The organism is Kineosporia babensis, assembly GCF_021129305.1.
GTDB classification, from domain to species: domain Bacteria; phylum Actinomycetota; class Actinomycetes; order Actinomycetales; family Kineosporiaceae; genus Kineosporia; species Kineosporia babensis.
This window is the reverse complement of the sequence record NZ_JAJOMB010000002.1, coordinates 461,216-479,002: the sequence shown is the minus strand read 5'-3', so window position 1 is coordinate 479,002 and position 17,787 is coordinate 461,216. Positions and strand designations below refer to the sequence as shown.

1 protein-coding gene (running past both ends of the window) is annotated in these 17,787 nt (G+C 72.6%); it reads right to left on the bottom strand.

Every position in this 17,787-nt window falls within one protein-coding gene, locus tag LR394_RS05330, for a WXG100-like domain-containing protein (RefSeq protein ID WP_231439234.1), read on the bottom strand. The gene is 71,967 nt long; 40,966 of those nucleotides lie to the left of the window and 13,214 to its right, leaving coding positions 13,215–31,001 in view, spanning codon 4,405 (partial) through codon 10,334 (partial); reading right to left, the first codon wholly in view occupies positions 17,784 to 17,786. Both codon boundaries (start and stop) fall beyond the window edges.

Below are 17,787 nucleotides of genomic sequence, written 5' to 3'. Positions count from 1 at the left end.
GGGAACAACCGCTCGCGCAGCTTCGCCGGCAAGGCGTCCAGGAAGTCGCCCAGCAGCTTCTCGGCGCGGGCCGGGTCGAAGCCGGAGACCTCGGTGGTGACCGCCTGGCCGAGCACGAAGCCCTCGTTGACCGAACGGCCGGGCCGGGCCGGGCCGAGCGCCAGCGGGTTCTGCAGCTTCACCGGCCCGTTCCGCACGATCGTCGGCGCCACCACCGAGTCCAGCGAAGGGTCGGTGATCGGCACCGAGGTGAGCAGAGCGTCCGGCTGGGTCACCTCGGTCACCGCGGACAGCTCCCGGCCGCGCGGCTTCAGCGAGAACGGCACCGGCAGCCGGCGGACGTCGGCCTGCAGCTGCAGGTGGTGCCGCATCAGCACCGAGACCGTGTTCTCCGGCTTGAGTTCCAGCGTGTTGCTGACGTACCCGAACACCGAGTGGTACTTGGTCGCCCGCCAGCGGTAGGAACTGCGGCCCTGCACGGTGCTCTGCAGGGTGGACTGGATCGCCTCCGGACGGATCTGGCCGAACAACCCGACGAAACCGAACGGCCCGTGGTCGAACCGGCGCTCGCCGAGCGCCATCGTCCCGTCCTTGACCTTGACGATCCGCCCGAGGTCGCCCACCACGTCGACGATCCGGCTGTCCAGGGTGTTCACCGTGGTCTTGACCGACAGGCCGGCCACGCTGATCGCCAGCCCGCCGGTACCGGTCACGGTGGGCAGGGTGTGCCCGCCGAAGGTGGCGTTGACCTGGTCGGCGTAGGCGTCCAGGACGTGCGGCTTGCCCACCCGGGCCATCGTCCGGCGGACCAGGTCGAGCAGGGCGTTGGCCTCGCGCACCTGCAGAACGGTGTGCGCGGCCGAGGCGGGGGTGCCCGGGCCGGTCAGCTCGGAATCGGCGCGGTTCAGCAGCAGCGGGTGCACCCGGGTCTGGGCCGGCACGTCGATCTGGGCGCGCTCCAGGGCGAGCGGCACCCGACGGTCCGGGCTGCCACCGAAACGCTCGGCCAGGTCGGCGAAGGTGTTGATCGCCGGGCGGCGCACCAGCCGCACCGAGATCTCGTAGCTGCGCACCGAACTCGCCGACTCGGCGTCGCGGCCCGGGACCGGCACGGAGACCACGGTCTGCGTGGTGGTGGTGCTCTGGGTGCGGTACCAGGCCAGGGTGTATCCCGCTCCGGCGGCCGGGCCGAGCGCTCGGCCGGCGCCCTGCAGCAGCAGCATGAAGCCGTTGAACTGGGCCACCCCGCGCTGGCGCACCGTGCTCACGGCGCCCGAGACCTGGCTTCCCTCCTGGGTGTTCAGCCAGTCCTCGAGGCTGCTCAACCGGGGCCGCACCTCGACGATCGCCTCACGGGTGCGGTGGAACGCCTGGGACGGGCCGCGCACGGTGAAGGCGATGTTGTGCTCGAGCGCCGCCGGGCCGAGCTCGCTGCGGATCAGTGTGTGGGTGCTCAGGTCCTCGAGCAGGTGCGGGGCCCCGGCGTCGGCGATCATCTGGGTGATCTGGTCGACCAGCATCGCCGAGGTCTGCACCGGAACGCTGGTGCCGGCCAGCGCCGACCAGCTGTCGGTACCGATGATCTGCAGGGCCTCGATCGGCGCGGGCAGTTCGGTGGGCAGGGTGAGCTGCTGGGTGGGCAGGTCACCGAGCGGCAGGCCGAGGGCCCGGGCCTGGGTCAGCGGGACGCTGACGATGCCGTAGACGCTCGGCCGCGGGCCGGCCTCGGCGCCGAACAGCGAGTCGGCCCAGCGCTTGTTCTGGGTGTCCCAGACCCGGTCCTGGACCTCGAACCGGGCGTTGAACAGCACGCTGTCGGCCTCGGTGCTGGTGGTCGTCTCCAGCCCGAACTGGTTGTCCTGGGTGTTCGAGCGGCCGTTCTCCCAGGTGCCGGAGACCATCACCTCACCGGAGGCGAAGTTCAGCACCGGCACCCCGACGACCGCGGTGAACACGCCGCCCAGGGTCAGGCCCCGGGCCCGGGCGTCGGTGTAGCGGGCCGAGGAGTTCAGGTCGTTGCGGCGCCGCACCTCGGCGTCGGAGACCAGGCCGATCGGCAGCAGTTCGCGGATCGCGGCCGAGGTCAGGAACTGGGTGGTGCGCCCGGACCGCAGGCCGAAGAGCCGCTTCGGGCCGCTCACCTTGGCCGAGGCCACACCGGTGGCCGAGCGCGCGGCCGTGGTCATCGAACTCGGGGTGCTCATCGTCCGGATCGTGTTGCCGGCCTGGTCCCGGTCGCCGAGCCGGCCGACCGCGGCGTTGCGCGAGTCCCCCAGCCCGCTCACGTCGACCATGCCCTCGATCCGCAGGTCCGGGGTCGCGGTCAGGGCCATCCGCTGGGCGTCGTTCAGCACCACCGGCCGGCCGTCCCGGATCGGCCGCACCGGCTCCGAGGTGATCGTGACCTGGTGCCGGGCCTGGTTGCTGGTAATCCGGGCGCCGGGGCTGCCGTCGTCGTTCTTGTGGTGCACGGTCAGGGTGACTTCCAGGTCCTGCCGCATGTCCGGCGCGATGCTGCCCTCGCGCGAGGACTCGGTGTGCGCGGTCGACATCATGGTCAGGCCGTTGTCGCTGCCGGTCCGCCGCCAGGGCTGGGCCTGCACGCTCGGCACCAGGGTCACGCCGAACGCCGGAGTGGGCACGGTGACCTGGAAAGGCAGCCGCTCGGTGATGTTTCCACCCTGATAGCGCAGCAGCATGCTGCTCTCGGTACCGGTCTGCACCCGGCTGCCCAGGGTGCTCGCAGCGCCGTCCAGCGGGGTGCGCACCACCCGGGCCTGGATGTTCACCAGGTGCTTGCCCTGGGTGCCGAAGTCCTGCCAAACCCCCTGCTCCGGAGTGATGTCGCGCAGCGAGTAGACCAGGGTGCCGCGCAGCGACTTCGGGTCGGCCGGGGCGTCCAGGCCGGCCTTGGCGTGCAGGTCGGTGAACTGGGCGTCAATCAGGCCGGGCTGGTGCAGCCGCTCCAGCACCCGGGACTCCTGGTGCTGGTCCAGGTAGGCCTGCAGGTCGTCCGGGGCGCTCAGGCCGTCCGTCCGGTGCGGGGGCAGCGGGCCGATCGGCTCGGCCGAGAAGTCCCAGAAGCTGTTCTGCGGCAGCAGATCCGGCCGGGGAACCTCCTCGTCGAACGATTCGGTGTCCGAGTTCTCCGGCTCCTCGGGAATGGTGTCGAGGGTCTGCCGGGGGCCCCCGGGAGCCGAATCCCAGGACGTTGCGGCCGGGTTGGGCAGGGCCGGTGCCGGGGCCGGGGGCTCGGGCCGGACGGTCCTGGTCACCGGCGCGTCGTCGTCACCGAAGGTGCTGGGGACGTCGTCGAGCATCTCGGTGAAGATCGAGCGGGTCCGGTAGCCGCCGGTCCCGCGGGTCCGCAGGCCAGTGGTCGGCGGGGCCACCGGGGCCTGCTCGTTGTCAGTTGTTTCGCTGCTGGCGGTTTCACTGCCGGGCGGGGCCGGAACAGAGGACGATGTGGCCGGGTCGGTCTCGGAGCTGCCCCCGATGATTCGCTCGGGATTACGCGCCCGCATCGAGGCGACCAGATCGGCCAGGTCGAGCTCCCGCAAGGCCGCCGGGTCGGCCAGCAGCAGGGCGGTGACCACCGGCAGCACATCGTTGCGCAGGGCCTGGCCCCGGACCCCGCCGACCTCGTCCAGCGACCGGTAGTCCCCCGAGGCCCGGCCCACCAGAACCTCGGCGTTGAGCCAGGCTTCGCCCTCGATCTCGGTCAGCCGCCGGTTCTGCTGGGCCTCGCGCAGTTCGTCGGCCCGCTGGGCCACGGCCCAGAGCCGGTCCATGGTCAGGCCCGGGTCCGTGGGGTCGGTCAACCCCAGCTGGTCGGCCAGCTCGAGCATCTCGCTCTGGTCGGCCCGCACCGGGAACGGCGCCGGACTGGTCATCCGGTCGATCCGGTCGAGGATCCGCTGGGCCTGGTGCTGGTCGACCTCGTCCGCCCCGTCGGCGAACGTGAAGAGGTTCCGCACCCGCTGCTCGGCGAACTCGGCGTCGTTCAGCAGGCCGATCTGCTCGCCCAGGCGCACCGAGAAGTCGTAGCGGCGGGCCGGGTCCGGGTCCCGCCGGCTGGCCCGCACCACGTCGTTCAGGTAGTCGACCATGCCCTCGGCCTCGGCCCGGGTCACCGCCCGGGTGGCCGTGCCGTTCGTGGAACCCCAGTTGACCACCACCTCGGCGACGTCCGTCCAGCCCACCGGGCCGTGGAACTGGGCCTCGAAGTACCGGCCGATCTCGGCCCGGCCGCCGACCTCGACGTCGCGCCGGATCCGCGAGTCGTAGCGGAAGCCGGTGGCCTCACCGAGCAGGTAGCGCACCGTGCTCTCGTCACCGTCGGAGATCATCCCGAAAAGGTGCTCGGAGTCGGTGTACTGGTTCAGCGTCTGGAACGAGTCGCGCGGTGTGTAGGTGGTCCGCCAGCGCACCGAGTCCTTCAGGTACAGCTCGGTGCCACCGTAGCTGTAGGTGCCCCCGCGCTGGCGCGGTGAGACCGCGGCACCCGACATCGGATGCTCCTGCGGACGGAACGAGCTCATCTGGGTCTGGCCGTCCGGGCCGGGCCAACGGCTGAACAGCCCGCCGTAACCCATCCCGGTCTCGATCTCGGCCCGCCGTACGGTGTCGGTACCACCGGTGCTCATCTGCAGCTGCGACCAGAAGGTCGGGAAACTCTGGTTGTTCAGCAGCTCCTGGACGAAGGTGGTGGGCCGGCCGTCAGCGCCGGAGATCACCCGGCCGGACGGGATGTTACGGACCAGCGGACGACCGGCGAGCAGCTTGTGGGCCCGGTCCAGGATGGCGTTGACCTGCTGCGCGTCGTGCACCGGGTAGTCGGTGCCGTAGGTCTCGTTGAACCTGATCAGCCGGTCGGCGGCGTCCTGCCGCAGTTCGTCGTGCCGGGCCTCGCCGCGCAGCTGGGCCGAGTACAGGGCCCAGGCCTGGGGCTCGGTGAGGGTCTCCCAGCCCGGCCGGTGGTCCTGGTGGCCCGGGGTGCGCATGCCCATGACGATCATCCGCTCGGTGGCCGAGGGATGGGCCCAGTCGTTCGGCCGGTCAGCCCGGCGCACCGGCACATCGCTCGGCACCAGGCGGTAACGACCGACGCTGTCCACCAGGATCGGGCCGGCCGGGTTGCCCGGGCCGATCGGCAGGCGGCTACGGAAACCCCTGGCCGGAGAACCGTTCAGGTTGTAGTAGACGGTGTTCGTCCCGTGGGGGGCGGCCGAGGCGGTGAGGTTCTCGTACGGCGACCATCGGCCCGCGTCAGCGCGTTCCGGCAGCCCTTCGCCCATCGACGCCGGGATCTCGGCCTGCCGACGGCCCGGGGCCAGCCAGGCTCCGGCGTTGCTGCGGTAGTCCGGCCCGAGCACGTTCGTGACCCGGGTGATGGCCGGGTTCAGCGCGTCCAGCACCGCACGCACGGTCTCCCGCTGCGGGCCGGTGAGCTCGTTCACCGCAGGCAGATACACGGTGCGGGACACCGCGTCCGGAGCCACCCGTCGCGCGTCGAAGGCAGCACCGGTCTCCGACCCCGGGAAGGTGATCGTCAGCCCGGAGGCGACCACCTCGATCCGGGCGTCGCGCATCCGGAACACACCGGGCTCGCTGGTAGGCGTCGGGACCGGGCGGCCGCGCTCGGCGAAGATGTCCGGACGGACGCCGGACAGCACCGGTGGGGCGCCGTCGGGCTGGAACCTCACCACCGAGGCCATCGGAACGCCGGGCAGCACCCCGTTCGGCCTGGGTGTGAGGTGCGGAACCGCGACTGAGACCGGCTGTTTCACCGCGCCGGCCAACCGGTCCAGGGTGAGCGCCGAAACGGCCGGCAGCGGGCCCCGGGTCGGGCTGGCCGGCGGCGTCGGGTCGGGCCGGAAGCGGTAGCCGCCCCCGGCCGGGTCGAGCACCAGCAGGCCCTGGCCCGGCACCGGGATCTGCTGATCGCCGAGGTCGGCCCGGATCGCGACCGCCTGCAACCGGGCCTCGCCGAGTTCCTGCTGCAGGTGCGCGATCTCGTAGGTGCCGCGCTCGCGCTCCGGGGTGCCCGGGGCCGCGGCCCGGCGGTCGGCCCGGGCGGCGGTGAGCAGGTCGTCCTCGATCCGGGTGGCCAGCTCGTCCCAGGCCGCGGCCCGGTCCCGGCGCGACTGGGCGGTCCTCGGTACCGGGGCGACGATCTCCTGGTGCAGCCGCTCGTACTGTTCCAGCCGGAGCAGGGCCTCCGGATCCGGCTGGGCCCCGGCCCGGTGATCGGGCACCCGGGCCTTGTACGACTGCACGATCTGCAGGACGTTCTGCGGAGTGGGCCGAGCGGTGTCCCGGCTGTCCTGCAGGTTCATCAGGGCGTTGGGGTGCTGCACGCCGGTGGCGGGCCGGGTCCGGCCCGAGGCGTCCAGCCCGATCTCGCCGCGCAGCGCGTCCGCGGCCACGCGGTCCGGGTTGTTGTCGTTCAGGGTGACGTCGGCCAGGCCGAAGTTGTGCCCGCGCTCGTGCTGCTGGACCACCGCGCTGGTGTCGTCGAACAGGTTGAACTCGTCCGCGCCCTGGTCGGCGGAGTTGCCCTGCCGGGACCAGACGTGGCTGGTGTGGTCCACCGGGCTGCCGTCGGTGACCGGCACCACCCGGGCCCGGACGAAGTAGATCTGGCCGTCCAGCTCGACCGGGCCGGAGGAGTTCCAGAACCGGGCCTGGCTGTCCTGTTCCTGCCGGCGCAGCCGGTCCAGGCCGGCCTCGGAGACGTCGCCGTGCCGGATCATCCGGTCGCGCAAGCTGATCTCGAGCACCTTGACCGTCTCGACGCTGCGGCCCGGCACCACCGTGGTCCCGGCCGGCACCGGGACGGTGAACTCGCGGGCCTCGAACCGCGCCGCCGGCCCCACATTCAGCACTTCACCGAGGTTCTGGCCGAGCTGGGCCTGGTTCAGCAGCTGCGAGCGGGTGATCCCGTACCGGCCCCAGCCGGTCTCCAGCGCGCTGCGCAGATCGGCCCGGGCGTCGGCCGTGCGCGGGGTGCGGACCGGATCACCGTCACCCAGCCGGCTCAGCAGGGCGTCGACCCGGCTGAGGGCGGCCCGCAGCTGGGCGGTCTGGGCCAGCCCCAGCGCGCCGTTGCCGTCCAGCAGCGTGCGCAGCGGCGCCGCCCCGAACTCGGCCGCGGCGAAGTCCCGCCGGAACACCCGCGGCAGGGTGATCCGGACCGGGTCGGCGCCCTCGCGCATCGCATCGGTGATCGACGGCGGCTGGAAATCGCTTCCGCGCGTGGGCGTCCGCCAGGTCAGCCCGTCACCGGGGACCTGCGCCCCGGCATTTGCCGCGGTCGGGATCCAAGCGGCGTTCGGTCCCTGGACGATCTTGTGCGGGGTGATGTCCAGCACCGCGAAGCGCTGGCGCAGCTGACTCTCCACCAGGGCCCGCAGGCGCTCGTCCCGGATGTCCAGAATCACCTTGGCCCGGTCGGCCTCGGCGGCGTACTCCGGGTTCGGGCGCTGCGGGTCCCGGTCGGGGCGGACCAGAGCCGGATCCACCGCGGCCCGGTCGGAGACCGCGAAACCGGCGGCCACCCGGTGCACGTAGAACTGGTGGTCCAGCCCGGTCGGGTCGGTCAGCGTGAACCGCTGGCCGTCCAGGCCGTTCATCCGCTGGTCCCACACCGGCGGCGGGAACAGGGTCGAGCCGGTCCCGGTGATCGTCACACCCTCGGGGTTCGCGGCGTCCGGCGCCGCCCGCAGCCAGCCCCGCAGCGTGTCGGTCCCCTGAACCGGGCCGACCTGCAACGGAAGTTCGCCTCCGGGGCGCAGCGGATCGGCGCTGAAGAACAGCCGGCGGCCGCTGATCCGGGCCAGGTCCGCGGCCACGGTGGTGGGCAGGTTGGAGACCAGCAACCGCGCGTTGGTCAGCGAGGGCCCGTGGTCGGCGAAGAACCGCGCCAGATCGCGCTGGACCTGCGGCTCGGAGCCGTCCAGCACCTGGGGCAGACGTGCGTCGTTCACCCCGAACACCAGCGGAATCCGGTTCGGCGTGACGTGCGCGTGCAGGCGCCCGCCGTCGTTCGGGGCGGTCCAGCCGTCCGGCAACAGGTCGGCCAGGTCCTGCGCACCGGCCTGACGGTCCTCGCCCAGGAACGGTCGTGCGGCCGGCGGCAGGTCGACCCCACGGTTGGCGACCGCATTCCAGGCCAGCTCGGCCAGATCGGAGTCGCCGCGGGGGCCGATCAGCACCCGGGCCGGAGCATTACCGGCCGCGGCCTGCCGGGGATCGAACTCGACCTGAAGGTAGACCGCGTCCTCGTCCCGGCCGGACGGGGCGAAGATCTGAGTCTGCTGTTCGTAGCGCCCGTCCCGGCCGCCCCGGGTCTGGTCCCAGTTCCGGGCCGGGGCCGGATCGGTCCCGGTGACGATCGGGTGGTCGGCCGGCAGACCACCGACCCGGTCCGGGGCCGACTCGTCCGGTGTCGGGACCAGGTCGCCGTAGCCCAGGCGCTCCAGTTCGGTCCGCACGGTCCGGACCAGAGCGTCGTGCGCCGCCGGCAGGTCGTAGCGGTCGAGCCAGGTCGGCGGCCCCACCTGCCCAGCGAGCTCGAGTTCGCGCTCCCCCTCGACCACGAACCGGTACAGGTCCCGCAGGTCGCGCAGGGTCGGGACCGAGCCCTTCGAGTTCATCAGGGTGCGGCCCTGGTCGAGCGTGGTCGGGGCGGCGTGCGGCGTGCGCTCGTCGGCCCGGCTCACGTCCGGCCGCAACCGCAGGAACTTGTAGCGCAGCGGCTCCGGGCGATCCCGGTCCGCGCGGTACCGGTCGCCCAGGCCGAGCACATGCCCGACCTCGTGACTCAGCGCCGTCCGGGGGTTGTCGAGGAACACCCGGTCGCTCTGTTCCCGGCCCCAGCCCGGGCCCAGGTCCATGACGTGCGCACCCATGGGAGCATCGGCACCGTAGGTCAGGTCTGGCACCACCCGGATGAACACCTTGCGGTGATCGGCCGCGAAACCGTCGGTCTCACCGTACGAATCGGCGATCCCCTCGCGCATCCGCTCGAGCGTCCCCGCCGCCTGGGCCTCGGTGACCCCGTCCACCGGACGCAGGTGCACCTTCGGCCGCAGCACCACCAACCGGACGTCACCGGCCAGGTCGACGATCTGCGCCGGGTACTGGGTGGTCATCCGGGTCACCTGGTGCGAGTCCGGGAGCATGATGCTGCGCACCACGTCCTGCAGCGCGTCCGGCCGGGCCCCCTCACGGGCCAGCGCGTCCTCCTCCTGCCGCCGGATCTCGCTCTGCACGTAACGAGCCAGATCGCCGGACGAGGTGTTCTGCGCGGGCGCCGGCAGATCGGTCCGGGCGGCCAGCGCCGTGGCGACCTGCTGCAGCGTCACCCGGGCGGCATAGTCGATCTCCCGGGTGCCGTCGAGGTACTCGCGCAGGATCGACAGCTCCGGGCCGATCCACTTCGGCGCGGTGTCGAAGCTACGGACCCGCGGGCGCGCGATGATCTCGTCGAGCAGGGTGCGCAACGGCTGCGGGTCGCCGGCGGCAGCCATCAGGTTGGTCTCGGCGATCACCCACTGGCGCAGCGTCTCGGGCGCGTACAGTCCGCTCCGGGGCGGCGGAAGCATCCCCCGCCGGTGCAGCGCCCGCTCGAACAGCCGCTGGAGCGTCGGCTTGGCCAGGCTGTCCGGCGCCACCTGGCCGGAGATCACCTGGTCGATCGCCGCGAACGGCATCAGCGCGGCGGCCCCACCGTCCCGGACTGTGGCGAGCATGGAACTCACCTGGATCGTACGGCCCTGCGCCGGATCGTTGAGGGCCGCCGCCATTTCGGCTGTCCATGCCCCGGAGGGTATTTCGGCCTGCGGACCCAAGGCCGACAGATCGGTGTCGGGGAACGAGGTGGCCTCGTGCAGCGGCGCCCGGTCGTCGTGCAGCACGACTTGGGTCAGTCCCGGGGCCAGGTCCCGCCACTTGGTCAGTTTGGCCTCGGCCGTAGCGGTGTCGTTGACCTGGCCGGCCGAGACGGTGGGCCGGTCCGGGTGCACCGGCAGCCGCTGCCCGGCCAGATCCAGGGCCGGACGGTCGGACAGCACCAGACCGGCCGCGGTCGGCATCACGTGCACCGGCGCAACCACGCCGCGCAGTGCCACCTGAGTCTTGTCGGCCCGCTTCTTCAGGCGCTCGCCGTCGGCGCTGAGCATCGTGCTCAGGCGGTCCGGCCGGTCCGGGCCGTTGACCACGCCTTCCCAGGCCGGCGACGGGTACAGGTTCTGCCCGGTGGCCTCGATCAGCGCAGCGTCGACGACCTGCGAGCCCTCAGGGTGCGGCCCCTCCCCCAACGGCTGCGAGCGCAACCAGCCCCGGAACACGTCGGTGTCGGCGACGGTCTCGACGGAGGACCGGAAACCGTTGCCGGAGTCGATTCTCAACGCATCAGCGGAGAACAGCACCGTGCTGCCGAACTGTCGGGACAGCTGCGCGGCGAACTCCGGCCGGACATTCCCCAGCAGCAGGCGGATCTTCTCGCGAGCCGAGCCGCTCAGGCTCTCAACCAGGCGTGTGACCAAGGCGCGGGATGCCGCCGAGGCGCCGTCGCCGTCCACAATCAGCGCGGTCGAGCCCGGTTCCACGGTCGGCACCGTCATCCCGGTGACATCGGCCCCGGCCCGGGTGACATGAATCCAGCCCCGCCCGGAACGTAGGTCCAAGGCTCCTTCCCAGCCCGGAAGCTGCCGGCGGTGAGCAGTCACCTCGGCGAGCGGCCGGCCCGGGGTCGGGTCGGGAGCAGCCGGGAGCGGACTGATCTGGCTACCCAGATCGTCTACCAGCCAGGCTTTTCCGCCGCCTTCCACCGCATGCGGGCGAGTGCGCACCCAGCCCGGGGTGGCCGCGCTGCCGAAGTCACGTTCCAGCGGCCGGCTGTTCCAGGTGCCAGGGTCGAGCACTCCCGGCGAGTGGATGATGTCCAGGCCGTACCGGTCGGCCCATTCCCGGGCGTGCACCTCGGAGATCTCGGAACTGTAGATCCGCCAGGCGGTCACGCCGTTCTCGGCGCTCTGCGCGAGCACGGCCTCGATCCGGCTGGTGACGCTGCGGTACGCCCCGCTGCCGATCGGTGTCTCGCCGCTGTCCGGCGGGTCGAGCACGACCAGCGCGGCCCGGCCGGACTCCGGCACCACCGGCGGCAGGTCCAGCGCGGTCATCCCGTTCCAGGCCAGCGTGTACACGTCGCCGTCCTGCCGCTGCGCCCAGCCGGCTTCCGGGCTGCTGGGTTCGCTGGGAGCCGGGGACGGCGCCACCGGAGGAGTACCGCCCGAGGGCATGGCCCGCCCGGTACGGGCGAACGAAATACCCAATCCCTCGCCGAAACCCGAGCCGAATCCGGTGTCGAAGGAGATACCCAGCCCGATGTCGTTCTGACCACCGGGGGTTCCGGGCGCCCGCACGGTGGCCGAGCTGTCCGTGGAGCCCGGGCTGCTCAACGCCGGCGAAGGCGTCCGGGGCCGGCCGACCTTCATCTGCGCGCCGAAGCCGGTGGGGTCCGGGTGGAAGAACAGCGTGTCGGCGGACGGGTCGTGCGCCGGGATCGGGTCGGTGCTGCGCTGCCGCTGCCAGTCCGAGGCCCGGCTGGTGTAGGGCTTGCCTTTACGGGTCTGGCTGAAGATCGCGGTGCGATCGGCCGTTTCCGCGGTCAGGCTACGGGTCAGCTTGCGCAGCCACTCACGCTGCTGCGAGGTGAGCCGGTCGACCCGGGGCACGTGCACCTGGACCAGGCCCGGCTTGAGCGGGCGCCGGTGGGCGTCGTAGCCCATCGCCAGCGACTGCGGCGCGCCCGGGAAGCTCACCACCAGGCCGGAGGCGGCCGCGTCGATCCAGTTGCCGTCCAGCTCGAAGGCCGCCGGGTTGAGCAGGTCCGGCTCGAGCGTGCCCTCGACGAACCAGTTCTGCCGGGGGTTGAGCACCGTCGGCACCCGCTGCCCACCCGGCCGGGCCTCGATCCCGGTGCCGGAGGCCACCGCCTGGGCCGCCGGGTTGGCCGGCTGGTCGGCCGGGAAGAAGTCCAGGGTGACCGGCGTGTCCAGGGCGTTGGCCAGCCAGCTCACGATCGCCGGGTCGGGGCGCTCCAGCGGACCGGAGTAGCTGATCGAGTAGCTGCCGGACGGCTCGCGTTCCAGTGTGAGCTTCTTGTACGTGATCTGGGCCGGCTCGCCCAGCGCCGTGGTCCGCAGGATCTGCGCGTCGACCCGCAGCAGGTCGGCCTCGAGCCGGTCGGCCTCCCGGGCCAGAGCCCCGGTCTGGTTCAGGTCCGCAGCCTGGGCCGCGGCCCGGTAGGCGACGTTGATCTCCTCCAGGGTCTGCTGGATGTACCGCCCGTGGTTCTTCCAGGCGTCCAGCAGCGCGTACCCGGCGTCCTGGCGCTGGGCCGGGGTGGCCGAGCCGGCCGCCACGTCCCGGGCCGCCTGGCGGTAGCGCGCCCGGGCCGGGGCCACCACCTCGGTGTAGTTCCGGCCGACCTGCCGGACGTGGTCCATCGACCCGGTGTCGCCCTCGGCCACCCGCTGCAGGATCTCGATCAGGTCGCGCGGGGTCGGCAGGCCGGGATCGCTGCGCATCAGGGCGCCGTTGGCGTCCAGGAAGGTGCCCGGGCGGCTGATCGGCGCGGTCTGCTCGCCGGTGTCGCTCTCCCGCACCCGCAGGGTGCGCTCCCGGAACACCTCGGCCCGGGACCGCTCCGGCTCCTCGCCCGGATCCGCCGGGTCGAAGGGGTCTTCGCGCACGGGCTGGTTCTCGTAGCGGTCCGGCTGGCCGAGATGGTGGCCGCGTTCGTGCTGCAGCACCCAGCCCTCGGTGTCCACCCGGACGTTGAACTCGTCCTCGCCGAGCGGCCTTCCGTCCAGCCCGATCTCCGGGAAGACGTTCACCACCCGGTGCGCCGGCCGGCCCTCGTCACCGCGCAGGATCCGGACCCGCACGTAGGTCGGCTCCCCGTTGAACAGCACCGGGCCGGTCTGGTTCCAGTGCTTGTTCAGGGTCTCCTGGTCGCGCTTCCAGAGCGCGTCGACCTGGGCCTGGCTCACTCCCTGCTCGGCCACGTACTGCACCCGGGAGGTCAGCTCGACCACGGTGGGCCGGCCCTCCGGCCGGAAGATCCGGGCGTCGAAGGCGCTGCTCGGGTAGCCGCCGAGCCGGCTGCCCAGGGCCGAGCGCAGCTCGACCTGCTCGAGCAGGTGGTCGGTGCTGGGCTCCGGGTCCGGCCGCTGCCCCAGAGCCGTGATCAGCGACTCCAGATCGTCCCGCAGGCTGGTGGTCCGGGTGGTCGCGGGCAGCCCGGGGGCCAGGTCCGGGATCTTCTGCAGCAGCTGGGTGGCGATCACCCGCTGCCGGTCGGTCAGGTCCCGGTCGGCCGTGCCCGGGGTGAGCTGGAGCATCTCGTCGACCGCGCTGCGCCACTGCCCGGGCCGGTCCTGCTCCCGTTCCCAGCGCCGCTGGCCGAACGCGCTGACCTCGACCACCTCGGCCCGGCGACGCATCCGGCGGGTGATCTTCGGCGCGCCGTGCCGGTCCTCGGCCGACGAGCGGCGCATCGCGGGCCCACCGGCGAACGACTGACGGCCCGCGCTCGAGTAGCCGGGCAGGACGTCGGCGTTGCCCACGTGCCGCTTGTCCATCCCGGACAGCAGCGGGTGATCGCTGATCGCGTCCCGGGCGGCCTGGTTCAGCACCGGGTCGGGCAGGCTGTACACGATCTTCGGCGCGGCCGCCTCCGGCGCCACGTGGTTGGCCGAGAGGTTGCCACCGGCGTACTCGGAGACCTCGAGACCGGCCGGGATCCGGCGCACGTGCAGCAGGTGCTCGGCGCCCTCGCTGTCGCGCACCACGATGCGTTCCGGCAGCGTGGGCTGGTTGAGCGTGATCTCCCAGGACAGGTCCGGGTAGGCCGACCGGCCGCTCACCCCGACCTGCGGGGCGGCGCCGGGCACCGGGGTGACCTGCAGCCAGCCGTTCAGCAGGTCGGTACCGGCCACCGGGGCCACGCTCAGCAGGGGCCGGTCGCCGGGCGCCTGGGTCAGCCGGTCCGCGCTGTAACTGAAGGCCAGATCGTGCTTCTGGGCCAGCTGCTGGGCGAAGTAGGTGGGCAGCCCGCTGACCAGGAACCGGGTGTTCTCCCCGAGCGTCTCGCGATTCGCGGCCACGAAGGCGTCCAGGTCACGACGCACCGAGACCTTCGACCCGTCCGGGATCTCCATCGTCCCGCGCCGGTTCACGTAGGCGATCTCGGGGCCCGCCGGGTTCTTCACGAAACCGCGCGCGGCCGGATCCGGCTGCCAGCCCTCGACCCGCAGCGGGTTAGTCCGGTCCAGGACCGGGTGAGCGGTGATCGGCGCATCGACCAGTTCCGGGCTCGGCTCACCCTCGACGAACCGCAGCCAGCCCTCGCCCCGGCCCTCGCGCAGGTCGGTCAGCACGGTGACCGGCTGCCCGGTGATCCGGGCGATCTGCTCGGCCAGCGGCCGGCTTTCCGGCAGCACCCGCTGAACGTCCCCGGAGGTCTGCAGGAACAGACCACCCTCCGGGTCGGAGCGCAGCTGCCAGCGGTCGTCCAGCCGGACCGGGGTGCCGTCCGGGCCGGGCTGCAGCGAGGCTGCGGGAACGTCCGGGTTCGCCGCGTTGCCGTCCCGCACCAGCTTCTCGGCCTGGTCCAGCCGCTCCTGGCTGAAAGCCACTGCGGAGTCGGCGGTTGCGCCGTGGAAGTCCCGGCGCCAGCCCGCCGCGACCTGCGTGGTGCTGGGGAACTGCGGGGCGATCCGGTCACGCTCGTCGAAGCTGCGCTGCAGGATGTCGCGGCCCTCGGTGACCCGGTCGAGGCGCTCGCGCATCGGCGCCACCAGGTCCTGCGCCACCTGCCCGCGGGCCCAGGCGCCCAGGCCGGTGTCCTCGGCCGCGTCGGCCAGATCGCTCAGCCGGGTGTCCGGCCCGGTCAGGTCCGGGCCGAGCCCGAGTTCGGAGAAGTCCGGGTCCAGGTTCTGGTCCAGCCAGTCCCGCAGCGAAGCGCCGCCCTCGACCGGGTGGAAGAGCCACAGGTCGGCGTGCCGGCCGGTGGGCAGCTGGGCGAACTGCTCCTGCAGGCTGGTGAACTCGGCCGGGGTGTAGCCGCTGCCGAGGTAGACGTCGGCCCGCTGCCCGGGCGCGGTGTTCGCGATGATCGACTGCAGGGCCGCCGCCCGCAGGTCCAGGAAGTCGCTGAGCAGCTGGCTGTAGGCCAGGGCCGGGCCGACCGACTCCGACCCCTGGCCCCGGCGGGCGTTGGCAATGCCCTCGCTCAGCGCCGAGAGGTAGTTGGCGTTACGCAGTTTCAGCCGGTTCTCGGCCGCGGTGATCTGGCTGTCGCCACCCTCGATCCGGGCCAGCCACAGCTGGTTCTCGGCCTGGTCGCGCTGGCTGCGGGCCAGGGATTTCCAGCCCCGCAGGACGTCCGCCGGCACCGGGGCGCTCTCGGACGCGGTGACCGTGGTGTCGTCCACGCTGTGCTGGTCGCGCTGGTTGGCCGGGGTGGCCCGCGGATCGGCCGGCGGGTCGTAGGCGAAGGCCTGCGGGGTGGCGTCGTTCTCGTTGATGGTCTGCAGCGGGCCGCTCTGCGACGGGTTCGCCCGCCCGGCCCGGATCGAGCCGCTCTCGGAATCAGAGGCCGAACCGATGGTGAACGCATCGGAGTTGTCCGGCTGGGCCTGGGCCGGCAGCGGGTTGCGGTACAGCGGCTCGCGCACCGCCATCAGGCCGACCGGGTCCTCCCGGCGGGCCCCCTGCAGGAAGTACGGAACCTCCCGGGTCAGCGCGGTCTCCAGGTCCGGCGCGTCCAGGAACTGCGGGCGGCGGCCGGGCTCCTTGGCATACAGCACCAGCTGGCCGTCGGTGTCCGTGGCCCCGCGCCGGACCGCCCGGATCTCGTCCCGGCTCTGCCGCCAGGAGTCGGAGGTGGCCAGCACGTCGCTGCCGGTGGCCTCGGCCAGGCGCTGGGCGAACTCCGGGGTGACCCCGCCCATCATCAGGATGATCGGCCGCGGCCGGCCGTCCGGGCCGGCGCTGGAACGGTCGGCCATCCGGTTCACCCGGTCGGCCAGCTGGTCCGCGCTCAGGCTCTCCTGCACCACGGCGCCGTTGCGGAACGAGGTCATCCGGACCTGCCCCGGGCCCCCGTTCGAGGAGGGCTGGAACGAGCCGTCCAGCGGGTACCAGTCGCCGTAGCTGGGCAGGCCGTAGGCGGCCCGCAGCCGGTCCTGCTCGGCCTGGTACTGCTGCCGCTCGGCCTCGTCCGCCGAGGCCGGGTCGGGCCCCTGGTCGGTCAGCAGCGGCAGGTAGCGGCCGTGCGCCGTGGGGTTGCCGAGCTCCCGGTGCAGCAGCCGCTTGGCGATCACCGCCTCGCTGTCGACCAGCAGTTCCATCGCCCCGTCGAGGCGGAAGGTCTGGACCGAGCCGTCCCCGGAGTAGGCGACGAACCGGTTCTGCTGCATCGCCCCGAACCGCTGCTGGGCCAGCAGACCGGCGTTGACCCGCATGAACGGCGCGGTGCGGCGGTGCGAGTTCGCCACCGGGATGCGCTCGTTGACGGTCATGATCGCGTCTTTGCCGTAGTCGCCCCCGGCCCCGGCGCCGAAGGTGAACGAAGCCAGCGGGTTTCCGCCCGCAATGGTGCTCACCGTGCCGCTCAGGTTGCCCGCACCGTTGTCGCCGAACAGCTTGATGTCGGCCTGCTCGCGCATCCCGACGGTCTCGGCCAGCGACGCCGCGGTCATCCACTCCTGCGGCACCGGGTTGTAGAAACGGTGCGTGGTCTCCAACGTGCCGCGCGCGTCGGTGACCACCCCGTTCCCCCGGTTCAGCGGCGGGAACACGTGCCCGTCGTCCAGAGTCAGGTGGAAGGCCGCCAGGGTCTGGGCCGAACCGGTCAGCCCCGCGTACGCCTCCCGGGGCACGCCGGTGCGGGTCATCAGGTCGCGTACCGTGCCGGAGCCGGAGTCCAGGTTGCGCACTGTGCTGTCGTGCAGCTCGCGCAGGGCGGGCTTGCTCACCCCGGCCGCGATCACCGCCCGGTCGCGCGCCTCCGAGCGCGAGACCGGCAGCTCGGTCAGACCCTCACGCTGCAGGATCTGGTCGACGTCGAGCCGCGCGCCGCCGGCGTCGGTGCTGGCCACCGCCACCGCGGAACGGCCCGGCAGGTGGCCCGGGGCGCGCAGCACCTGGTCGGAGATCGAGACCGTCTCGGGCACGTACGAGGACTCGGTGGGCGAGGTCGAGGACCGCGAGCCCAGGCCCGGCAGCACCTGCGCCGGGCGCGAGGGGTCGAAGTTGCGCAGCGCGGTGACCGAGATCTTGTACATGCCGGTGTAGCTGTGCACCGGCCCGCCGAAGTGCACCACGTCCCGGATCCGCAGGATCCGGCCACGGTGGCGCACGTCGGCGTGGTACGGGTTGGTACTCAGGCCACCGGAAAGGCTACCGCCGGTAGTGCCTTTCAGCGGGTCGAAGCCGCTGTAGGTGCCGGTGACCGAGGCGGAACTGGTGACGAACCGGGTGTCGCGGACCGCGTCCCGCTGGGTGTTGAGCTTGTACAGGTAGTGGTCGGCGTCCTCGGTCCGGTCGTAGAGGTAGCTGCCGTCCTCGCCGATCAGCCCGGCCTCGACCCAGGCCGGGTCGATCTCCTCCGGGCGCAGGGCCTCGGCCCGGATCTGCAGCGTGACGTCCGAGACCCCACCGGCCACACCCCGGCTCTGGTGCAGGAACAGGCCCGGCCCGGCGATCGTGTCG